At 68.6% G+C, this 21,180-nt stretch carries 24 protein-coding genes; 13 read left to right on the forward strand and 11 right to left on the reverse strand.

Going from position 1 to position 21,180, the window contains the following annotated elements:
* Nucleotides 1–180 precede the first annotated feature (180 nt).
* Nucleotides 181–489 (forward strand): type II toxin-antitoxin system RelB/DinJ family antitoxin, encoded by a 309-nt coding sequence (locus E9232_RS32900; RefSeq protein WP_309801495.1) that lies wholly within the window; start codon nucleotides 181–183, stop codon nucleotides 487–489.
* 162 nt (nucleotides 490–651) lie between these two features.
* Here the strand turns inward: E9232_RS32900 and E9232_RS32905 are convergent, their stop codons facing one another.
* Together E9232_RS32905 and E9232_RS32910 are read right to left on the reverse strand one after the other, a co-directional pair.
* Nucleotides 652–1,494 (reverse strand): DUF6236 family protein, encoded by an 843-nt coding sequence (locus E9232_RS32905; protein ID WP_309801496.1) that lies wholly within the window; start codon nucleotides 1,492–1,494, stop codon nucleotides 652–654.
* Nucleotides 1,495–1,721: 227 nt separating this feature from the next.
* Nucleotides 1,722–2,411, reverse strand: coding sequence for a type 1 glutamine amidotransferase domain-containing protein (locus E9232_RS32910; protein WP_309801497.1), 690 nt, complete (start codon nucleotides 2,409–2,411; stop codon nucleotides 1,722–1,724).
* Between the two features lie 374 nt (nucleotides 2,412–2,785).
* On the opposite strand from E9232_RS32910, the gene E9232_RS32915 reads away from it, so the two are divergent.
* A complete protein-coding gene (locus E9232_RS32915) occupies nucleotides 2,786–4,537 on the forward strand; it encodes a PBSX family phage terminase large subunit (RefSeq protein WP_309801498.1) in 1,752 nt (583 codons plus the stop codon).
* A gap of 103 nt (nucleotides 4,538–4,640) precedes the next feature.
* Entirely contained in the window at nucleotides 4,641–5,432 is a 792-nt protein-coding gene (locus E9232_RS32920) for an MBL fold metallo-hydrolase (RefSeq protein ID WP_309801499.1), read from the forward strand.
* Between the two features lie 28 nt (nucleotides 5,433–5,460).
* Here the strand turns inward: E9232_RS32920 and E9232_RS32925 are convergent, their stop codons facing one another.
* From E9232_RS32925 to E9232_RS32950, 6 genes are all read right to left on the reverse strand, one after another.
* On the reverse strand, nucleotides 5,461–6,222 hold the full coding sequence (locus E9232_RS32925; RefSeq protein WP_309801500.1) for a sulfite exporter TauE/SafE family protein: 762 nt from the start codon (nucleotides 6,220–6,222) through the stop codon (nucleotides 5,461–5,463).
* Between the two features lie 69 nt (nucleotides 6,223–6,291).
* A complete protein-coding gene (locus E9232_RS32930; protein ID WP_309801501.1) occupies nucleotides 6,292–7,218 on the reverse strand; it encodes a branched-chain amino acid ABC transporter permease in 927 nt (308 codons plus the stop codon).
* A 1-nt stretch (nucleotide 7,219) separates the two neighbouring features.
* Nucleotides 7,220–8,107, reverse strand: a complete 888-nt coding sequence (locus tag E9232_RS32935; protein WP_309801502.1) for a branched-chain amino acid ABC transporter permease — start codon at nucleotides 8,105–8,107, stop codon at nucleotides 7,220–7,222.
* Between the two features lie 15 nt (nucleotides 8,108–8,122).
* On the reverse strand, nucleotides 8,123–8,827 hold the full coding sequence (locus E9232_RS32940; protein ID WP_309801503.1) for an ABC transporter ATP-binding protein: 705 nt from the start codon (nucleotides 8,825–8,827) through the stop codon (nucleotides 8,123–8,125).
* A complete protein-coding gene (locus E9232_RS32945) occupies nucleotides 8,820–9,572 on the reverse strand; it encodes an ABC transporter ATP-binding protein (protein ID WP_309801504.1) in 753 nt (250 codons plus the stop codon). The genes E9232_RS32940 and E9232_RS32945 overlap by 8 nt, the downstream gene beginning before the upstream one ends.
* A gap of 7 nt (nucleotides 9,573–9,579) precedes the next feature.
* A complete protein-coding gene (locus E9232_RS32950; protein WP_309801505.1) occupies nucleotides 9,580–10,788 on the reverse strand; it encodes an ABC transporter substrate-binding protein in 1,209 nt (402 codons plus the stop codon).
* A gap of 337 nt (nucleotides 10,789–11,125) precedes the next feature.
* Here E9232_RS32950 and E9232_RS32955 point away from each other — a divergent pair, with 337 nt between their 5' ends.
* Nucleotides 11,126–12,037, forward strand: coding sequence for an MBL fold metallo-hydrolase (locus tag E9232_RS32955; RefSeq protein WP_309801506.1), 912 nt, complete (start codon nucleotides 11,126–11,128; stop codon nucleotides 12,035–12,037).
* Nucleotides 12,038–12,197: 160 nt separating this feature from the next.
* On the opposite strand, the gene E9232_RS32960 is transcribed toward E9232_RS32955, so the two are convergent.
* Together E9232_RS32960 and pspF are read right to left on the reverse strand one after the other, a co-directional pair.
* On the reverse strand, nucleotides 12,198–13,040 hold the full coding sequence (locus E9232_RS32960) for an SDR family NAD(P)-dependent oxidoreductase (protein ID WP_309801507.1): 843 nt from the start codon (nucleotides 13,038–13,040) through the stop codon (nucleotides 12,198–12,200).
* Nucleotides 13,041–13,236: 196 nt separating this feature from the next.
* Nucleotides 13,237–14,259, reverse strand: a complete 1,023-nt coding sequence (pspF, locus tag E9232_RS32965) for a phage shock protein operon transcriptional activator (RefSeq protein WP_309801508.1) — start codon at nucleotides 14,257–14,259, stop codon at nucleotides 13,237–13,239.
* 163 nt (nucleotides 14,260–14,422) lie between these two features.
* Here pspF and E9232_RS32970 point away from each other — a divergent pair, with 163 nt between their 5' ends.
* The 8 genes from E9232_RS32970 to E9232_RS33005 all read left to right on the forward strand — a co-directional run bounded on the left by E9232_RS32970 (nucleotide 14,423) and on the right by E9232_RS33005 (nucleotide 19,453).
* Nucleotides 14,423–14,614, forward strand: coding sequence for a hypothetical protein (locus tag E9232_RS32970; RefSeq protein ID WP_309801510.1), 192 nt, complete (start codon nucleotides 14,423–14,425; stop codon nucleotides 14,612–14,614).
* Between the two features lie 36 nt (nucleotides 14,615–14,650).
* Entirely contained in the window at nucleotides 14,651–15,319 is a 669-nt protein-coding gene (pspA, locus tag E9232_RS32975; RefSeq protein ID WP_309801511.1) for a phage shock protein PspA, read from the forward strand.
* Nucleotides 15,320–15,376: 57 nt separating this feature from the next.
* Entirely contained in the window at nucleotides 15,377–15,610 is a 234-nt protein-coding gene (gene pspB, locus E9232_RS32980) for an envelope stress response membrane protein PspB (protein WP_309801512.1), read from the forward strand.
* Complete coding sequence (gene pspC, locus E9232_RS32985) at nucleotides 15,607–16,008, forward strand: envelope stress response membrane protein PspC (RefSeq protein WP_309801514.1); 402 nt, start codon at nucleotides 15,607–15,609, stop codon at nucleotides 16,006–16,008. Before pspB ends, pspC begins: the two co-directional genes overlap by 4 nt.
* Before the next feature lie 36 nt (nucleotides 16,009–16,044).
* A complete protein-coding gene (locus E9232_RS32990; protein WP_309801515.1) occupies nucleotides 16,045–16,410 on the forward strand; it encodes a DUF4870 family protein in 366 nt (121 codons plus the stop codon).
* 46 nt (nucleotides 16,411–16,456) lie between these two features.
* Nucleotides 16,457–17,122, forward strand: coding sequence for a hypothetical protein (locus E9232_RS32995; protein WP_309801516.1), 666 nt, complete (start codon nucleotides 16,457–16,459; stop codon nucleotides 17,120–17,122).
* Between the two features lie 195 nt (nucleotides 17,123–17,317).
* Nucleotides 17,318–18,070, forward strand: coding sequence for a trehalose-phosphatase (gene otsB / locus E9232_RS33000; RefSeq protein ID WP_309801517.1), 753 nt, complete (start codon nucleotides 17,318–17,320; stop codon nucleotides 18,068–18,070).
* A 15-nt stretch (nucleotides 18,071–18,085) separates the two neighbouring features.
* Entirely contained in the window at nucleotides 18,086–19,453 is a 1,368-nt protein-coding gene (locus E9232_RS33005; RefSeq protein WP_309801518.1) for an alpha,alpha-trehalose-phosphate synthase (UDP-forming), read from the forward strand.
* Between the two features lie 8 nt (nucleotides 19,454–19,461).
* Here the strand turns inward: E9232_RS33005 and E9232_RS33010 are convergent, their stop codons facing one another.
* Nucleotides 19,462–20,487 carry an ABC transporter permease gene (locus E9232_RS33010; RefSeq protein ID WP_309801519.1) on the reverse strand — a complete coding sequence of 342 codons (1,026 nt, stop codon included), beginning with the start codon at nucleotides 20,485–20,487 and terminating at the stop codon, nucleotides 19,462–19,464.
* A gap of 183 nt (nucleotides 20,488–20,670) precedes the next feature.
* Here E9232_RS33010 and E9232_RS33015 point away from each other — a divergent pair, with 183 nt between their 5' ends.
* A complete protein-coding gene (locus tag E9232_RS33015; RefSeq protein ID WP_309801520.1) occupies nucleotides 20,671–21,153 on the forward strand; it encodes a lytic transglycosylase domain-containing protein in 483 nt (160 codons plus the stop codon).
* Nucleotides 21,154–21,180 lie beyond the last annotated feature (27 nt).

Here is a 21,180-nt window from a genome sequence, read left to right on the forward strand (position 1 = left end):
ACCTGATCATTCCAGACGGTCAAGCAAAACCGGGAATTACGACACCAGTGCACTGTTGGCGGGCTTCCGGCCTCTGCCACGCGAGGAGAACAGTGCCGCTGGCCGCGGAGATCCTCCAACCGGTTCCGGCTTGGCACGTAATGCGTTTGAATGACAGTGTGGCCGCACAGGAGGATCGACATGACGGCAAGCGCACTGATCCAGACCCGCATCGACCCCGCTTTGCGGGACAAGGCGTCCCTGGTGCTGGCGCAGATGGGGCTGACCGTGTCCGACGCGGTGCGGATGCTGCTCACCCGGGTCGCGAATGAGGGGGCTTTGCCGGCCGGGCTGGCGGTCGATCCGGCGACCCATGACGCGTGGGTCCGCGCGAAGGTGCGGGAAGCACTCGACGATCCGCGGCCGGACATCCCGCATGAGGAGGTCGAAGCCAGGTTCGCTGCGCGGCGGGCGGAAACCCGGCGCAGGCTGGCCACGGACAAATCTTGAAACTGCGGTGGCGTCCGGCCGCCGAGGCCGATCGTCTCGCCATCTACGACCACATCGAAGCCGACGATCCGCGGGTGGCTGCACTCGTCAATTCGCTAAAGACATGCGGTCACTGACATTCAGAGTCATGTTCAATGGTGCACTATCACCATAATAATGAAACTAGGTCGCCTTCATATTGAGGTGCTTGTTAATAGAAGTAACGTATTCGAACGGTTTGAATTTTGCTGCGTCGTCTCTTGCAAAGCCAAATGATCTCTTAATCCCAATTATCAACGACGACCCTGCAACTGCTCCAAGCTCTGGATGACCAAAGTGATTTCCTACAGCCGCCCCAATGGCTGCGCCAACCGTGGGTGCGAGATTTATTCCGATATCGATATTTGTTAGCATTCTTGGAAAAGTCTGTTCTTTCATAAGTTTTTTATGATCCTTTATTTTAAGCTCTATTTCTCCCAGTTTGCTCAATAGTGCGCGATCTGGGTTGCCAGATTTAGAAATATATTCTAATATATCGTCTATATAGATCCGAAGTGATAGTAATTCATCTTTTCTTTTAAACTTAAATTCAAGAACTTCGTTCTGTGGAACGCTACCGCTTGGGATCTCTAAAGCCTGATACAGAGAGAACTCCATACCCATATTCGGAATTATCGATGTAGATAGGCCTATAATAGTTGAAGCAGATGATGAGAGGCTCCACCTTCCCGGCTCTCTCCTATCCATATCTATGAAAGCCGCAAGATATGTCTTGGGGATAATCTCGTTGACCCAGCCAGATATTGTATATTCTGGTCTTTTTAAAATTCCTTCTTGTTCTAATAGTGATGTTTGATTTGGTGAGATAAATGAAAAATTTCTATTGTGAGGCCAAATTAACTCATCCCAAAATAAAATGCAGAACTGTAGGTAATCAGGGTCCAATTGGGCTCCAGAGCTTCTTACGTGTCCTTCTGAAATAGTGATAGGATTGGAAATTATTATTCCTCTATTATTTGACACCATGGCGTTCTCCACAATTTTATAATTGTTAATCGTCCCGCGACTTACGCGGCATGTAATGCTGCGTGCAAGGCTCTGCCAAGTACGCCCTATCAGTCATATGCCTGCCTTGCTTATAGGCTGATTATATTGCGGTGACAACGCTAAGGGCTTTGCCGTGTCTGCCGTGAGCATGAGATTGGCCGCCAACCAATTCGTGCACTGCCATCGCAATTCTCGTCATAAGAATCCTACAGGCCCTGCTTGCGCAGGGCGTCGATCAGAAGATCGGCGGTCGGGCCGGAGGATCCGGGGTTCTGGCCGGTGATCAGCTTGCCGTCGACCACGGTGTGCACGCCCCAGTCCTTGACCTTGGAGAAGATGGCGCCGAGGCCGAGCAGCTCGTCCTCGACCAGGAAGGGCACCACCTGGGTCAGGCCCACCGCCGCCTCCTCGCCATTGGTGAAGCCGGTGACGTGCCGGCCCGCGACCAAGGGCTTGCCGTCCGGCGTCTTCACCCGGTGCAGCACGCCCGGCGCGTGGCAGACCAGGGCGATGGTCTTGCCGGCCGCGACGAAGGATTCGATCAGCCGGATCGAATCCGCATCCTCCGCCAGGTCCCACATCGGGCCGTGGCCGCCGGGATAGAACACCGTGTCGAAATCCTCCTGGGCGACGCTGTCGAGCCGCAGCGTTGCGGCCAGCTGCGCCTTGGCGGCGGCGTCGGCGTTGAAGCGCCGGGTCAGGTCGGTCTGGAAGCCCGGCTCGTCGCTCTTGGGGTCGAGCGGCGGCTGGCCGCCCTTGGGCGAGACCAGGGTGATCTCGGCGCCGGCGTCCTTGAACGCGTAATACGGGGCCGCCAGCTCCTCGAGCCAGAATCCGGTCTTCCTGCCGGTGTTGCCGAGCTGGTCATGCGAGGTCAGAACGACGAGGATCTTCATGGCGCCTATCCCTAGCGGGCGGGGTGGGCCTGGAGCTTAGCACCGCGGGGCGCGGCTGTGATGACAGCGCATTTCGGGCGGGCGTCTGCGTCCGTCCGGCCGGGCAAGGACATGATCGAATTGCCTCTCCCGCCTGGCGGGAGAGGTCGGGCTCGCGCAGCGAGACCGGGTGAGGGCGGGCACCGGCCTCGACAAAACCCCCTCACCCGGAGCCGCTTCGCGTCTCCGACCTCTCCCGCAAGCGGGAGAGGCAATCTTTTGTGTTCCCTTTTTGTTCTTGACGTGAGGCCGCCTCACGCGGCATAGTTCAGGCAGAGTCCAACAGTTGCGCCCGCCCGGCCCCGCCGCGGCGGGCTTTTTTGTGCGAGGTCGGGATGAAGCCGAAGACGCTGAGCGAGAGCCAAGATTATCTGGCCGAATGCTTCGTCCAGCATGGCAATGGGTACCGGGCGGCGCGGGAGGCCGGATATTCCGAACGCGGCGCCCGCATGCTGCTGTGGCCGGGGATCCTGGCCGCCTGCCTGGTGAAGGCAGCCACCATGGCGGCCGATGGGCACAGGCCGGTCGCGCGATTGGTGCGCCGGCTGCGCGAGATGGCCCCGGCCAGCCTCGCCAAAGGCGTGAACGAACACCGCTTCGACGGCCTCCCGACGGTCGCGGAGGCGTACCGGCTGTTCCGCCTCGCCCTGCGGCTGGACGAGGGCCGGAGGGGGGCGGATGGGGCCGCGGTGGTGGTGGTCGGCGTTGGGGAGGGCGGGGAGGGCGGAGCCGCCCCCTCACCCCGGGGAGAGGGCGAAGCCCTCTTCCCCGAAATCGCCGAGGCGATTTCGACCTCTCCCCGGGGGAAGGCGGCTTCGCCTTCTCCCCAAGGAGAGGTGGACGAGATCGCACCGCTCGCCCCGCCGCCGCTCAAGCTGGCACGCGCCTTCGGCCGGCTGGCGAAGCCGTCGCGCTACAAGGCGCTGCATGGCGGGCGCGGCTCGGGCAAGTCGCATGTCTTCGCCGAGCTGCTGGTGCGGCGCTGCTTCGCCGCCCCCACCCGCGCCGTGTGCATCCGCGAGGTCCAGCGCTCGCTCGACCAGTCGGTCAAGCGGCTGATCGAGGACAAGATCCAGGCGCTCGGCCTCGGCGCCGCCTTCACCGTCCAGGCCGACCGCATCCTGGGTCCCCCGGGGCCCGGCGGGGCCCAGGGCGGGCGCATCATCTTCCAGGGCATGCAGAACCACACCGCCGAAAGCATCAAGTCGCTGGAGGGCTACGACATCGCCTGGGTCGAGGAGGCGCAGTCGCTGTCCCGGCGCAGCCTCGAACTGCTGCGCCCCACCATCCGCCGGCCGGGGTCGGAGCTGTGGTTCTCCTGGAACCCGACCCGGCCGGACGACCCGGTGGACCAGCTGTTCCGCCACGGCAAGCCGCCGCCCGGCACCACCCTGATCGAGGCCAACTGGACCGCCAACCCGCATTTCCCCAAGGTGCTGAAGGCCGAGATGGAATGGGACCGCGACCGCGATCCCGACAAGTACCAGCATGTCTGGCTCGGCGGCTATCGCAGGGCCAGCGAGGCCCGGGTGTTCCGCAACTGGAAGGTCGAGGCCTTCGAGACCCCGCCCGGGTCCCGCTTCCTGTTCGGTGCCGACTGGGGCTTCGCCCGCGACCCCACCGTGCTGCTGCGCTGCTTCCTGGCCGGCCGCACCCTCTATGTCGACCACGAGGCCTACCGCATCGGCTGCGAGATCGACCGCACGCCGGCCCTGTTCGACGCGGTGCCGGGGGCGCGGGACTGGACCATCATCGCCGACAGCGCCCGGCCGGAGACCATCAGCTTCCTCCAGCGCCACGGCTTCCCCCGGCTGCGGGCGGCGGCGAAGGGCGCAGGGTCGGTCAAGGAGGGCGTCGAGTTCCTGCTGAGCCACGACATCGTGGTGCATCCCCGGTGCCGCCACCTGGTCGACGAGCTGGCGCTCTACAGCTGGCGCACCGACCCGCGCAGCGGCGAGATCCTGCCCGAGCTGGAGGACCGCGAGAACCACGCCATCGACGCCCTGCGCTACGCCCTCGAAGGCCAGCGCAACGGCGGCACCTACGACACCAGCCTGGACTGGGTGGGATCGGGGTCGAGGTGGTGACCAGTGGGAGGGGCTCCGTCGTCCCAATTCGTGTACCGTCGCCGTCGTTCCAAGAACGACCGCCGATCCTCCATGTGCCTTTGCGACAGGGGACCTCATGATCGTGACATCCCGCAGCAGCACCGTCCTCGGCATCACGTCCGGGGCGTGGCGCGTCTGGTCGCTCTCGGACGGCACCCTCGAGATGCCGGCGGACCTTCTGCGCGACCCGCAGGACAACCCGGTGCCGCAGGCTGCGCCGGCCGGGGCGCCGCTTCGCCTGTCGGTCAATTGCTTCGCGCTTGCAGGCCCGGGCGTCGACGGCGTCCTGATCGACAGCGGGGGAGGGGGCTGGGCCCCGACGGTGGGCCGTCTCGAACGGACCATGGCGGACGCCGGGATCGACCCGGCTTCGATCACGCTCCTGGCGCTCACCCACACCCATCAGGATCACGTGCACGGGCTGCTGACCCCGGACGGCCGGGTGCTGTTTCCGAACCTGCAGGCGATCGTCATGCCCGAGGCGGCCGTGGAGGGCTTTTTCGCCGAGGCACGCCTGGCGCGGTTCGGGCCCCTGCTGAAGCCCGTCCGGCATGGCGAGCTGGTGGCCGAGCGGCTGAGGGCGGTCGCCCTGCCCGGCCATGCCCCCGGCCACACCGGCTATGCGTTCGATACGGGCGAGGACCGCTTCCTGTTCTTCGGGGACGTCGTTCATGTGCCGGCCCTGCAGTTCGGCAACCCCGCGTTCAGCTGGGGCTATGACGACGATCAGCCGACCGCACGCGCCACCCGCCTGAAGGTCTTCGCCGACGCGGCCGAGGCGGGGACATGGATCGCCGGCGCGCATCTCGGCTGGCCGGGCATCGGCCGCGTGGTGCGCGCGGGCGCAGCATACGGCTATCAGCCGGCGGCGTGAGGGGTCGGGGCTGAGGTGGTGACGCGGCTCACGCGAGGTAGCCGGAGACGCCGTCCCACAGCAGCTTCAGCGCCGTCACCACCAGCAGCCCGTAGCAGGTGCGGTAGGTCTGGCGCTGGTCCAGCCTTCCGTGCAGCCGCCAGCCCAGCCAGACGCCGGCGGGGATCGCGGGCAGGCACAGCGCCATCAGGGTCCAGACCCCGGCGGTCGGCTGCGACAGCAGCAGCCACGGCACCGCCTTGAGCGCGTTGCCGACGGTGAAGAACAGGCTGGTGGTGCCGGCATAGAGGGCCTTGCTGAGGCCCAGCGGCAGCAGGTACATCGCCAGCGGCGGCCCGCCGGAATGCGCCACCATGGTGGTCATGCCCGAGGTGAAACCGGCCGCGATCGCCTTGGGCGTCGACCGCGGGCGGATCGTGACGGTCGCGCCCTTGGCGAACCACAGCCCGACGAAGGCCAGGGTGACCGCCGCCATCACGATGGCGATGGCGCGGTGGTCGAGCACGGTGAACAGCAGGGTGCCCAGCCCGACGCCGACCACCAGCCCGGGCAGCAGCAGCACCAGGTCCGGCCGCGACCAGGTCGAGGGCTTCCAGTAGCGCAGCGCGACCAGGTCGGTGGCGACGAACAGGGGCGCCAGCAGGCCGCCGGCGGTGACCGGGTCCATCACCAGCGACAGCAGCGGGATGCCGATGATGGCGAAGCCGCCGCCGAACGCGCCGCGCAGCAGGGAGATCAGGAAGACGCCGGCAAAGGCGACCAGGATGGTGGCGACGGTCAGGTCCAGCATGATGCCGGCAAGATGGTCCGATGCCGGGGCCGGCGGAATCGGAACATTGCTCTCAGGGCAATAGGGCCCCTATCCCTTGCGCTTCATCCAGTGGATGACCTCGCCGACGATGCCGCGGCGGAACAGCAGCACCACCACCACGAAGATCGCGCCGGTGACCACCGTGACCGGCAGGGCGGATTCCGCCAGGTAGTTCTCCAGCGCCGCCACCAGCCCGGCGCCGACCACCGGGCCGACCAGCGTGCCGATGCCGCCCAGCAGCGTCATCAGGATCACCTCGCCCGACATCTGCCACTGGATGTCGGTCAGCGAGGCCAGTTGGAACACCAGCGCCTTGGTGCCGCCGGCCAGCCCGGCCAGCGCCGCCGACATCACGAAGGCGGTCAGCTTGTAGGCGTCGACCCGGTAGCCCAGCGAGATGGCGCGGGGCTCGTTCTCGCGGATCGCCTTCAGGATCTGGCCGAAGGGCGAGTGCACGATGCGCCAGATGATGAAGAAGCCGAGGCCGAAGATCGCCAGCACGACATGGTAGAAGGTCAGGGTGTCGGACAGGTCGAACAGCCCGAACATGCGGCCCTGCGGCACCGACTGGATGCCGTCCTCGCCGCCGGTGAAGGGGGCCTGCAGCGCGACGAAGAACACCATCTGCGACAGCGCCAGGGTGATCATCGCGAAATAGATGCCCTGGCGGCGGATGGCGAGGAAGCCGATCACCAGCCCCAGCACGGCCGCCGCGGCGGTGCCGGCCAGGATCGCCAGCTCCGGCGGCCAGCCCCACACCTTGGCGGCATGGGCGGTGACATAGGCGGCGCCGCCGAAGAAGGCGGCATGGCCGAAGGACAGCAGGCCGACATAGCCGATCAGGAGGTTGAAGGCGCAGGCGAACAGGGCGAAGCACAAGAGCTTCATCAGGAAGACGGGGTACAGCAGGTGGGGCGCGCCCAGCACCACGATCAGGACCGCCAGCGCCGCGGCGGTCTTCGTGCCGCGTTCCATCTCAGCGCTCCCGCCCGAACAGGCCGGCGGGGCGGATCAGCAGCACCACGGCCATGATGACGAAGACCACGATGTTCGAGGCCGGCGGGTAGAACACCTTGGTCAGCCCCTCGAGGATGCCGAGCGCGAAGCCGGTGACGATGGCGCCCATGATCGACCCCATGCCGCCGATCACCACCACGGCGAAGACGACGATGATCAGGTTCGACCCCATCAGCGGGCTGACCTGGTAGACCGGGGCGGCCAGCACCCCCGCCAGCCCGGCCAGGCCGACCCCGAAGGCATAGGTCAGGGTCACCATGCGCGGCACGTTGATGCCGAAGGCCTGGACCAGCACCGGGTTCTCGGTCGCGGCGCGCAGCGTGGCGCCCAGCGGCGTCTTCTCGATCACGAACCAGGTGGCGAAGCAGATCACCGCCGAGGCCAGGATCACCCAGCCGCGGTAGATCGGCAGCACCATGAAGCCGAGATTGACCGCCCCGGTCAGCGCCGCCGGCGGGGCGTAGGGCTGGCCCGAGGTGCCGTACAGGCTGCGGAACACCCCCTCCAGGATCAGCGCCACGCCGAAGGTCAGCAGCAGGCCGTACAGCGGGTCCAACCGGTACAGCCGGGCCAGGAACAGCCTCTCCAGCACGATGCCGAACAGGGCGACGATCAGCGGCGCCAGCACCAGCGCCGGCCAGTAGCCGATGCCGAGGAAGTTCAGCAGCATCCAGGCGGCGAAGGCGCCCAGCATGTACTGCACGCCATGGGCGAAGTTGATGACGTTGAGCAGCCCGAAGATCACGGCCAGGCCGAGGCTGAGCAGGGCGTAGAACGACCCGTTGATCAGCCCCAGCAGCAGCTGGCCGAACAGCACCTGCACCGGGATGCCGAGCAGCGGGATCATGGGATGCACTCCATCTCAGACTCCCAGCGTCTCATGCAGCAGGTCCATCTTGTCGGCCATCTCCTCGCGCCGGATCTCGGCGACGACGCGGCCGTCCTCCATCACGTAGTGGCGGTCGGCGATGGCGCTGGCGAAGCGGAAGTTCTGCTCGACCAGCAGGATGGTCATGCCTTGCGCCTTCAGCGCCCGCAGCAGCTCGCCGATGCGCTGCACGATCACCGGCGCCAGCCCCTCGGTCGGCTCGTCCAGCAGCAGCAGCTTGACCCCGGTGCGCAGCACCCGGGCGATCGCCAGCATCTGCTGCTCGCCGCCCGACAGCTTGGTGCCCTGGCTGCCCGCCCGCTCAGCCAGGTTGGGGAACAGGCGGTGGATCTCGGCCACGCTCATGCCGCCCTCGGCCACTTTGGGCGGCAGCGTCAGGTTCTCGGCCACCGACAGCGAGGCGAAGATGCCCCGCTCCTCCGGCACATAGCCGATGCCGGCGCGGGCGACGCGGTGCGGCGGCGTCGCCAGCAGGTCGGTCCCGCCCATCCGGATGGTGCCCTGGCGCCGGCGCAATATGCCCATGATGGCGCGCAGCGTGGTGGTCTTGCCGGCGCCGTTGCGGCCCAAGAGGGTCACGGTCTCGCCCGGGAACACGTCGATGTCGACGCCGTGCAGCACATGGCTTTCGCCGTAGAAGCCCTGCAGCCCGCGCACGTGGAGCAGGGGCTCAGACATGCTCCGACCCCATATAGGCCTCGCGCACCCGGGGATCGGCCGAGACCTCGGCGTAGCTGCCCTCGGCCAGGATCTCGCCGCGCTGCAGCACGGTGACCCGGTCGCACAGGTCGGCGACGACGGACAGGTTGTGCTCGACCATCAGCACGGTGCGGTCGGCGCCGACCTTGGCGATCAGCTCTGCGATGCGGCCGATCTCCTCATGCCCCATCCCGGCCATCGGCTCGTCCAGCAGCAGCATCGGCGGGTCGAGCGCCAGGGTGGTGGCGATCTCCAGCGCCCGCTTGCGGCCATAGGACAGGTCGACCGCGGTGGTCCGCACGAAGTCGCCGAGATTGACCGCCTCGATCAGCGCCAGCGCCCGCTCATCCAGCCGGCGCAGCACGCCGGCGGAGCGCCAGAACTGGCGCGCCAGCCCCTCCGGCCGCTGCAGCGCCACCCGGACGTTCTCCAGCACCGTCAGATGCGGGAACACCGCCGAGATCTGGAACGACCGCACCAGCCCGCGCCGTGCCACCTCGGCCGGCTTCAGCCGGGTGATGTCCTCGCCGCGGAAGGCGATGCGGCCGGCGGTGGGCTGGTGGAACTTGGTCAGCAGGTTGAACACGGTGGTCTTGCCGGCGCCGTTCGGGCCGATCAGGGCGTGGATCGTGCCCTCGCGCACGGCGAGGTTCACGCCCTTCACCGCGACGAAGCCGCGGAAGGCCTTGGTCAGGCCCTCCGCCACCAGGATCGCTTCGGTCATCCGCCTGCTATTTCTTCGCCGTCGCCGGGCAGCCGCTGGTCTCCGCCGACAGGAAGGCCTGGTCGCCGGGGATGGTGGCCAGCTGCTTGTAGTAGTCCCAGGGCTTGGTGCTGTCGCCCGGCGCCTTGACCTGGAACAGGTACATGTCGTGCACCATGCGGCCGTCCGCCTGGACCTTGCCGCCATGGGCGAAGACGTCGTCGACCGGCAGCTCCTTCAGCTTGGCGGCGACCTTGTCGCCGTCATCGGTGCCGGCGGCCTGCACCGCCTTCAGATACTGCAGCACCGAGGAGTATTCCGAGGCCTGGACCGAATTCGGCATGCGCTGGGTTCGGGCGAAAAAGCGCTGGGCGAAGGCCCGGCTCTCGTCGTTGCGGTCCCAGTAGAAATCTTCGGTCAGCACCAGCCCCTGCGCCGCTTGCAGCCCCAGGCCATGGACCTCGGCCAGGGTGAACAAGAGGCCGGCCAGCTTCTGGCCGCCGGCGACGATGCCGAACTCCGCTGCCTGCTTGATCGCGTTGGCGGTGTCGAGGCCGGCATTGGCCAGGCCGACCACCTTGGCGCCGGAGGCCTGGGCCTGCAGCAGGAAGGACGAGAAGTCGGTGGTGTTCAGCGGGTGCCGCACGCTGCCCAGCACCTTGCCGCCCTTGGAGGTCACGAATTTGGTGGTCTGGTCCTCCAGCGAATAGCCGAAGGCGTAGTCGGCGGTCAGGAAGAACCAGGTGTCGCCGCCCTGATCCACCAGCGCGCCGCCGGTGCCGACCGCCAGCGCATGGGTGTCGAAGGCCCAGTGGAAGCCGGTGGGCGAGCAGGCCTTGCCGGTCAGGTCGGCGGTCACGGCGCCGGAGGTGATGGTGACCTTGTGCTTCTCGGCCGCCAGCGCCTGGACGGCGAGCGCGACCGAGGAGGTGGTGAGTTCGCTGATCATGTCGACGCCGTCGACGTCGAACCACTGCCGGGCGATGTTCGACCCGATATCCGGCTTGTTCTGGTGGTCGGCGGACACGATCTCGATCGGGGCGCCCAGCACCTTGCCGCCGAAATCCTCGACCGCCATCTTGGCGGCCTCGACCGACCATTTGCCGCCGTAATCGGCATAGACGCCGGACTGGTCGTTCAGCACGCCGATCTTGACGACGTTGCCCGAGACCTGGGCCGCGGCGGGCAGGGCGAGGCCGGCGGCCAGCAGGCCCGCGGCAACAGCATATCGCTTCATGGTGCCTCCCGAGAAACGTTTCATTCGCAAGGATTTTAAGGATTTTCGAAACCCTGCCTGAGTCGGGGCACGCGGCGCAATCGCCATCTCGCAGTGCGGGATGAAATCCACGTGATGGGTCCGGCCACGGGCCGATCTAGCCATGGGAATTGCCTGGATTTTACAGTTGAGGCGAGGGGATTTCGATGCGGCCGCGCCGCCTTCGCCGGCCTGCCCCTCCGAATGACAGGACCTATTCCCCGGTATGGTCCGGCCTCTCCCTCGACCCAATCGATCGCGAACACGCCCCGCCGTAGCGTCTCCCTGCCGTGGGTAAGGCGGCCAACAGGAGACGAACATGGGCCAGGACAACACCTCGCACTCCGGCGGACCGGGGTACGACGAGCTGGTTCCGTCGCGCTACGCGCTGCGGGTCGGCGAGATCGACGTCATGGTGGTCAGCGACGGGATCATATCGATATCGGCCGAGGCGATGGCGACCAACGCCGACCCGGCCGTCCGGTCGGCCTGGCTGCACGAGCGGCTGCAGCCGGAGGTGATGGACTGGGCGCTGAACGAGGTCGTGGTCCGCAGCGGCGACCGGACCATCCTGATCGATTCCGGGCTGGGGCTGGAGGCCCCGAGCTTCCCGAAGACCGGGCGGTGGTCCTCGCGGCTGGAGGCCGCCGGCATCGACCTTGCCGATGTGACCGACGTGGTGCTGACCCACATGCATTTCGACCATGTCGGCGGGCTGCTGGTGGACGGGGTGCAGGACCAGCTGCGTCCGGATGTGCGGATCCACGCGTCGGCCGCCGAGGCCGAATTCTGGCAGGCGCCCGATTTCTCCCGCACCGCCATGCCGGGGGCGATGACGGACATGATCCGGTCGGCGGCCAAGCGGTTCCTGGCCCAGTACGGCAGCAAGCTGCAGACCTTCGAGACGGATGCCGAAGTGGCGCCGGGCGTGGTCGTTACCCGCACCGGCGGCCACACCCCCGGGCACAGCGTGGTCCGCCTGGCATCCGGCGGCGACCGCCTGACCTTCGTCGGCGACGCTGTGCTGCCGCACAGCTTCGAGCATCAGGAGTGGCACAACGGCTTCGAGCACGACCCCGAGGAGGCGGTCCGCGTCCGGACCCGTCTGCTGCGGGACTTGGCGGCGAGCGGCGAGCCGCTCCTGGGCACGCACCTGCCGTTCCCGTCGATCTGCCGGGTGGCCGCGGTCGGCAACGGCTATCGCTGGGTGCCGGCCTTGTGGAACTACTGACCGGGCCTGCTGTCTCCAGAGACTGTTTGGAAACGGGTTGGCGTGAGTCGGCTGGTGGTGGTTTCGAGAACCGGCGCGCAGCGGACATGGTCGTCCGTGAGCACCGGAAGCGCAGAAACCGCCATCAGACGGCCGCGCGGGCACGTTTACAAACGGTCTCTCAGGCTGCTCCGCGGCCGGTCGCGTAGATCATCAGCCGGTCGAACAGCCCTTCGGGCAGCAGCCGCCGGGCCCAGAACAGCACCGTGGCGTCGCGCCCCAGGCGCAGCTTGGCCGGCATCCGCCGGGCCTCGGCCAGGCGCAGCAGGCGCCGTGCCGCCCGGTCGCTCACCGCGGCCGCCCGGTCCGGCGCCACGGCGCCCCGCGACTCCCGATGGGCCAGCGCCCGGCCGAACAGGCTGTGATAGGGCAGGTCCGGCGTCAGCACCGGGTGGTCCAGCCGGCGGTTGAAGCCGGTGTCGTGCCGCCCGGGCTCGACCGCGCAGACCTGCACGCCATGCGGCGCCAGCTCGAAGCGCAGCGCCTCGCTGAAGCCGGACATGCCATGCTTGGTGGCGCAGTACAGCGCCATGAAGGGCGTGCCGACGAAGCCGAGCAGCGACGAGATGTTGATCACCCGCCCGCGACGCCGGCGCAGCGCCGGCAGCAGGTCGCGGGTCAGCAGGATCGGGCCTTCCAGGTTGGCGGCGATCTGGCGGCGGATCTGGCCGTCCTCCAGCGCCTCGACCGGGCCGGTCAGGCCATAGCCGGCATTGTTGATCAGGCAGTCCAGGCCGCCGGGCCCGATGGCGGCGACCACCGCGGCCCGTTCGGCGGCGACGGTGACGTCGAGCGCCAGCACGGTCACGCCCGGGATGGCGGCCAGCGCCGCCGCCTCGGGCCGGTCCAGCGGGCCGCGCAGCGTCGCCCACACCGACCAGCCGGCCTCGGCGAACCGCCGGGCGAAGGCGAAGCCGAAGCCCGAGCTGCAGCCGGTAATCAGCACTGTCTTGGTCGTGGTCACCCGATGGTCCCCCTGTCGCGCATCGCTGTCCGGTCGAGCTTTTCGGGTCGTCGATTCTAGAGCTTTCCTGTCATTGCCCGGCTCGACCGGGCAATCCAGGGGCCGTCAAGAGCCGCTCCGGCCGCTCCTGGATGCCACGGTCAAGCCGTGGCATGACAATGGAAAGTGGCGGGCATCCAAACCCCTCTTCCATAAATCAATCGGACGGCGGTGTTTGCCGTGTGGCGATGCCGTGCTTGCGCAGCAGGTGGCGCAGCTGGTCGTAGCCGAGGCCCAGCGCCGTCGCGGCGCGGCCCTGGTGCCCACTCTGGGCGGCCAGCGCCGCCTCCAGCCAGCTCTTCTCGACCGCCGCGATCCCGGCCCGGAAATCATAGGGCAGGGCCGGCGCGGTGTCGGCGGGCGCGGGCTCGGCATCTGACCGCGCCGCCGCCTTCGCCTGCGGCCGCCAGGGCGAGGCGAAGGGGTCGAGCACGATCTCCTCCACCGGCCGGTCCGGCGGGCTGCGATAGACCGCGCGCTCGATCGCGTTCTTCAGCTCGCGGATGTTGCCGGGCCAGCCATGGCCCTGCAGCGCCGCCATCGCCTCCGGCGCGAAGCCGGGAAAGCCCGGCCGGTCGAGGGTGTGGGCCATGGCCTGGGCGAAGTGGCCGGCCAGCAGGGCGATGTCCTCCGGCCGGGCGCGCAGGGGCGGCACCGTCAGCACGTCGAAGGCCAGCCGGTCCAAAAGGTCGCCGCGGAAGCGCCCGGCCTCGACCTCGGTCGGCAGGTCGACATTGGTGGCGGCGACGATGCGGACGTCGACGGTCATGGCCTGGGTGCCGCCGACCCGCTCGATCTCGCCATATTCGATCACCCGCAGCAGCTTCTCCTGCACCCGCATCCCGGCATTGGCCAGCTCGTCCAGGAACAGGGTGCCGCCATCGGCGCGCTCGAACCGGCCGGCATGGCGCCGCACCGCGCCGGTGAAGGCGCCGGCCTCATGGCCGAACAGCTCGCTCTCCAGCAGCTCGGGCGACAGCGCGGCGCAGTCCAGCTTGACGAAGGGCCGGTCCCAGCGCGGCGACAGGTAGTGCAGCCGGGCGGCGATCAGCTCCTTGCCGGTGCCGCGCTCGCCGATCACCAGCACCGGCCGGTCCAGGGGCGCCGCGGCCGAGACCTGGTCGAGCAGGTCGGCAAAGGCGGGGGCCTCGCCCATCATCTGCGGCAGCGCGTTGGTCATCGGGCACCGCTTCGGTGAATTTCGCCGGAGATTCGGGAATTTTCGCCGATCAGGCAAGGGGCTGTTTGAGCCAAACCGCAGAATTCTGCGGAAATCGGACTTGGCACGCCGTTTGCAAACCAGGGAAGCGACCCCCGAATCCCTCGGGCAGGAGGAAGACGAGATGAGCCACCGACCCGACCCAACCGGCACCTTCGACCGCTTTGGCCGGCGCTCGGCCGGCCCGTTCGGGGGCGGCCGGACCAGCGACTGGCAGCGCACCGCCGAGCGCCTGTTCGCCTGGATCCGCAGCCGGCCGGCCGAGAACTGGGTGTTCTTCGGCGCCGGCGCCCTGATCGGCTGGCTGTTCCTGTGACGCCCCGCCTGCAAGCGACCATATGAGGACCGAATGATGGGTATCTTTTCCCGCCTTGGCGACATCATCAACTCCAACATCAATTCCATGCTCGACCGCGCCGAGGATCCCGAGAAGATCGTCCGGCTGATCGTGCAGGAGATGGAGGACACGCTGGTCGAGGTGCGGTCCGCCGCCGCCCGCTCGATCGCCGACAAGAAGGAGATCCTGCGCCGGGTCGACCAGCTGGAGGCCGGGCAGGCCGAATGGCAGCGCAAGGCCGAGCTGGCGGTCGAGAAGGGCCGCGAGGACCTGGCCAAGGGCGCGCTGGTGGCCAAGGCCCAGGCCGCGACCACGATCGGGATCCTGCGCGGTGAGCTGGAGGCGATCGAGACCGCCCTGGCCAAGACCAACGAGGATCTCGGCCGGCTCGAGGCCAAGCTGACCGAGGCCAAGAACAAGCAGAAATCCTTCGCCATCCGGCATGAGGCGGCGCGCGACCAGGTCCGCATCCGCACCCAGCTGCATGACGGCCGGATCGACGAGGCGCTGTCCCGCTACGAGCAGATCGAGCGCAAGATCGACACCGTCGAGGGCCAGGTCGAATCCTTCGATCTCGGCCGGCGCAAGACCCTGTCGGACGAGTTCGCCGAGCTCGAGGCCGAGAGCGGCGTCGAGAAGGAGCTGCAGGCGATCAAGGCGCGGCTCGGCCGCACCGGCGGCTGATCGGTTTCGTCAAACCGGCCCGGCGCTAGCCGCCGGGCCGCAGACGCAAGGAAGACTATGTTTCACGCTATCGTCTTCGTCCCGGTCATCATCTTCCTGGTGATCGTGGCGCCGATCTGGCTGGTGCTGCACTACGTCACCCGCTGGCGATCGTCCCGGACGCTGTCGCGCGAGGATGAGCGCATGCTGGTCGACCTGTGGGAAAGCGCCAAGCGGATGGAGCTCAGGATCCAGACGCTCGAGAAGATCCTCGACGCCGAGGCACCGCAGTGGCGGAGGCCGGGACCATGACCGGACGCTTCACCGAATCGCCGAACCCGCATCGCCTCTACCGCGATCCGGAGAACGGAGTGTTCCTCGGCGTCTGCGCCGGCCTCGCCGCCTATTTCGGGGTCTCGCCCGGCAAGGTCCGCTTCGGCACCGTGGTCCTGGCGTTCATCTTCTTCCCGCACATCGTGATCGCCTATCTGGCGGCCGCGGTGTTCCTGAAGCGCCGGCCGACCCTGCTGTATCGCAACCGGGACGAGGAGGTGTTCTGGCGCTCGGTCTCGGTCCAGCCGGCCGACACCTTCTCCGCCATCCGCCACAACTTCCGCGAGCTGGAGCAGCGCCTGGCCGGGATGGAGCGCTACGTCACCTCCGCCGAATTCAAGCTCAACCGGGACTTCCGCGACCTCGAAGGCCGCTGAGTCCGCTAGATCGCAACCCGAAGAAAGGAGCCAGCAATGGCCGCCTCCTACCGACCGGACTACGACATCGTCTCGCCGCGCGGCTCGCGCCGCAGCCTCGGCACGGTCGGCCACGTGGTCTACGCCATCTACGCCCTGTCGCTGTTCACCGGCCTGCCGATGCTGATTGGCGTCGTCATCGCCTATCTCGCCCGCGGCGACGCCCGCGGCACCGTGGGCTGGGACCACTTCACCTGGGCGATCCGCACCTTCTGGGCGACGTTGCTGCTCGGCCTCCTGTTCTGGGCCCTGGTCTGGGTCGTGATCGGCTGGCCGCTGCTCGCCATCCTGTGGGTCTGGACCGTCTACCGCATCATCCGCGGCTGGCTCGCCGTCGCCAACGGCCGCCCGCTGTACCGCTGAACTGGAGCCGGGCCGACACGGCCGGCCGATTGCAGGAGGGATTGTGATGGGAGCATTCACGACACTGGCCTTCCTGGCGGGCCTCGGCTTCCCCGCCGAGCCGGCCGATGCGGAGCGGTTCGCGCCGGTCGACCTGACCCAGGTCGACGCGGTGGAGGTGACCGGCGGCGGCGTGGCCGTCGCCGCCAGCACCGATGCCGGGCGGTCGCTGGTGGCGACGCTCGACCAGGCCGAGGGCTGCGCCGCGACCATGCGGGTCGAGGGGCGCCGGCTGACGGTCGACATCCGGCAGGCCTCGTTCTGGCCGCGCGACTGCCGGCCGACGCTGGCGGTGAACCTGCGGCCCGGCGCCGACCTCGTGCTGCGGCCGGCGGCGGTGTCCGCCACGCTGAGCGGCCGCTTCGGCGCGGTCGCGGTCACCGCCCAGGCGGCGGAGCTGTCGCTGACCGGCCGGGTCTGGGCGCTCGACGTCTCGGCCAAGGCGCTGAAGGCGACCATCCACAACACCAGCCCGGATCCGGGCCAAGCCATCCGCATCGAGGCCAAGGCCGCCGATATCGACCTCGGCTTCCGCCGCGGCACCCCGGTCGGCTACTCGGTCGACGCCAAGGTCGCGATGGTCGACAGCGAGATTCCCACCAGCGCCGGCGGCCGGCCGCTGGTGTCGATCAAGGGCGATTTCGTCCGGGCCCGCATCGGCTACGACGACTGAAGTAGCCCTACGGCTGCACCCGGGCCGGGCGGAATTTCAGCCGCTTCCCTTGAAACGATCGCCAATCATCCCTAAAACAGAAGACAGGCGCATCGGTTGCCGTCCAGACACGGCGGCGGTGCGCCGGTCGTCTTGTCTGAATTCGTTTCGGATGGACAATCTTTACGGAAATTTGACATGGAGATTTGACCGCGCATGGCGCCGCAGACCATCGACATGACCGCTTTCGCCGAAGGTATTTCTGAATCGGCATTGTTCCTCGATGTCGATGGCAGCCTGATCGACTTGGCCGAACGGCCCGAAGACGTGGTGGTGCCGCCGGATCTGGTCGCCGTGCTGGGCCGGCTCTCCGCCCGGGTCGGCGGCGCCCTGGCCCTGGTCTCCGGCCGCGCGATCGCCGATCTCGACCGGCTGTTCGCGCCGCTGCGCCTGCCCGCCGCCGGGCAGCACGGGCTGGAATGGCGGGCGACCCCGGCCGGGCCGGTCGACCGCGTCGCCGTCGACCGGCTGGTGCTCGAACGGCTGGAGGCGGCGCTGCGCGGCTACACCGGCCGCGACCCGGGCCTGCGGGTCGAGCCCAAGGGCGCGGCGGTCGCGATCCACTACCGCCTGGCGCCGGCCCTGGGCCCCGATGTCATCGCCTTCGCCGAGGGCCTGATGGCCGAGGCGCCGGGATGGCACGCCATGGCCGGCAAGATGGTGGTCGAGCTGAAGCCTTCGGGCGTCGACAAGGGCGCGGCGCTGGACCGCTTCCTGGCCGTGTCGCCCTTCGCCGGGCGCCGGCCGCTGGCGCTGGGCGACGACGTCACCGACGAGGACGCCTTCGCCGCGGCCCTGCGCCATGGCGGCGCGGCGGTCCAGGTCGGCGACAGGGAACCGACCGTCGCGACGCACCGTTTGACTGATCCGGCGGCCGCGCGCGCCTGGATCGCGGCCGTTGCCCGTTGAGAAAGAAAAGTCGGAATGGGTCGCCTGATCGTCGTGTCGAACCGCATCGCCCCGGTCGAGGAGGGCACCGCGCCGCAGGGCGGCCTGGCCGTCGCCGTGCTCGCGGCGCTGAAGGAGGCCGGCGGCGTCTGGCTGGGCTGGAGCGGCAAGCTGCTGGACGCGCCGGGCGGGGCGCCGAAGCTGAAGCGCGCGGGGTCGCTGACCTACGCCATGCTCGACCTCGCCCAGGCCGATTTCGACCTCTACTACAACGGCCATGCCAATTCGACGCTGTGGCCGATCTTCCACTACCGCATCCAGCTGGCCCATTACAGCCGGGCGGCGGAGGACGGCTACCGCCGGGTCAACGCCCAGTTCGCCGACGCGCTGCTGCCGCTGCTGCGGCCGGGCGACCGGATCTGGGTGCATGACTACCAGCTGATCCCGCTCGGCCGCCTGCTGCGCGACCGCGGCGTGACGGCGCCGATCGGCTTCTTCCTGCACACCCCCTTCCCGACGCCCGAGGTGCTGCGCACCCTGCCGACCCATGAGGTGCTGCTGCAGGACCTCGCCGCCTATGACGTGGTCGGACTGCACACCACGCGCGACCGCGACGCCCTGCTGGCGGCGTGGCATCGCGGCTGGCGCGAGACGCCGGACGGGCGGATCGAGATCGGCGGCCGCCGCATCGTGGTCGAATCCTTCCCGATCTCGATCGAGACCGAGGAGATCGCGGCCGACGCCCCGGCGGCCTGGAATATGCGGTCGGCGCACCGGCTGCGCGACAGCCTGGTCGGGCGCGACCTGATCATCGGCGTCGACCGGCTGGACTATTCCAAGGGCCTGCCGCGGCGCTTCGAGGCGTTCCGCACGCTCTTGGAGCGGTGGCCGGACCGGCGCGGCCGGGTCAGCTTCATGCAGATCGCGCCGCCGACCCGCGGCGAGGTCGCCGACTACCAGGAGATCCGCCACCAGCTGGAAAGCCTGGCCGGGTCGATCAACGGCGAATTCGCCGACATCGACTGGGTGCCGCTGCGCTATCTGAACAAGAGCGTGCCGCGCAAGACCCTGCTGGGCTTCTACCGCTCCGCCCGGGTCGGGCTGGTGACGCCGATGCGTGACGGCATGAACCTGGTGGCCAAGGAGTATGTCGCGGCGCAGGACCCGGAGGATCCGGGCGTGCTGGTGCTGTCGGAATTCGCCGGCGCGGCGGAGGAGTTGGACGCCGCCCTGATCGTCAACCCGTTCGACGTCGAGCGGGTGGCCGAGGCGCTGGAGCGGGCCCTGACCATGCCGGTCGAGGAGCGGCGCGACCGCCACGCCTCGATGATGCGGGTGCTGCGCGCCAACGACATCGGCCATTGGCGCCGCCGCTTCCTGGCGGCGCTGGAGGGGGCTGCGTAGGTCCGCCGCTACCTCAGGCGTTCCCGGATCGTCGTCTTCAGCGGCTCCAGCAGCACCGCCGCCAGCACCAGCGCGGCCTGGGCGACCTGGGCGGTCTCCGCAGGCAGGCCGGTCAGCCGGATCGCGGCGTCGATCGCGCCCAGCAGCAGCACCCCGGCGAAGACGCCGGACAGGCGGCCGGCGCCGCCCTTCAGGCTGACCCCGCCGATCGCCACCGCGGCGAAGGCCGGGAGCAGCAGGCCGAAGCCGAGATAGGCGGTGGCCATGGTGGCGCGGGCGAGCAGCAGCCAGCCGGCCAGGGCGGCGAGGCCGCCGGCGAGGGCGAAGGCGACCACCACCAGCTGTCCGGCCCGGACGCCGGCATGGGCCGCGGCCTGGGGGTCGCCGCCGACCTGCATGAGACCCCGGCCGAAGTTCGTCCAGCGCAGGACGGCGCCGAAGGCCAGGAAGACAGCCCCCAGGATCCAGGCCGGGATCGGGAGACCCAGCGCCCGGCCGGTGGCGACGGCCAGGATCTCGGCCGGCAGGCCGGCGGCGCGATGGCCGCCCGAGATCCACAGCGTGACGCCGCGCAGGACCATGTAGGCGCCCAGGGTGACGATGAAGGGGTTGATCCGGGCCTGCACCACCAGCACCCCGTTGACCAGGCCGGCCAGCGCGCCGATCAGGATCGCGCCAGCCAGGGTGGCCGGCACCGCCAGCCAGGCCGGGTCGATCGTCCAGCCCATGCCGACCCCGCCGGTGCCGAACGCCATCGCCGCGGCCATCGCCGCCAGCCCCGCCACCGATTCGCCGGACAGGTCGATCTGCCCGGCGATGATCACCAGCGCCAGCCCGGCGGCGAGGATGCCGGTGGCGGCCGACTGGTCGAGGATGCCGATCAGGGTGTCGGCCCTGGAGAAGCCCGGGATGGAAGCCGAGAACACCGCCAGCGCAACCAGCAGGAGCAGCCAGGCGAGATGCTCAAGACCCCGTTCGATCCAACGGCGGCGGTCGTCGGTCGGGGAAGCGGGTGGCGCCACGGTGCGGTCCATGCCTTTGTCGTCCTGGGCGGGATGTCCCGGTTCCCCCGCATTCTCTCGTCCCGGTCCACGGCGCGATCAAGCCAAAGCTGCGAACGGGGCCGGCGGCTGGGTTGATCGACGCGCCGCAGGGTGTAGGCTTTCGCTCCTTTTCGGGGCAGGGGATCCGGGATCCGTCATGGCAGAAGGCGCGCGATGATCGCCCGGGGGCGTCGCAGGATCCGGCTGCTTCCGGCGGTGCTGGCGCTGGCCGCAGCGCTGCAGCCGGCGGCGGCCTCGGCCAGCGACTGCATGGCCCGTGCCGCCCGGCTGGCCGGGGTCGAGACCGAACTGATCCTGGCGATGTCCTATGTCGAGACCAAGTGGCGGCAGGAGGCGGTGAACGGCGCCAACAGCAACGGCAGCGAGGATGTCTGCATGATGCAGATCAACTCGGTGCACTACCCCCGCCTGGCCGCGCTCGGCGTCACCCGCGACCAGCTGCTGGCCGACCGCTGCGTCTGCCTGCTGGTCGGCGGCGAGATCCTGCGCGAGATGCGCGTGGCCACCGGCGGCAGCGACATCTGGGCCGCCGTCGCCGCCTACAATGCCGGCCCCGACAACCTGGCGGCCGGCCGGTCCTACGCCGACCAGGTCCGCCGGGTGTACGAGGCCATCCACATCATCCAGACGCAGTGAAGGGGCGGCCGCAGCGCGGGCGCTGCG

Origin of the sequence: Inquilinus ginsengisoli, assembly GCF_031453975.1 — a bacterium.
Taxonomy (GTDB): Bacteria; Pseudomonadota; Alphaproteobacteria; order DSM-16000; family Inquilinaceae; genus Inquilinus; species Inquilinus ginsengisoli_A.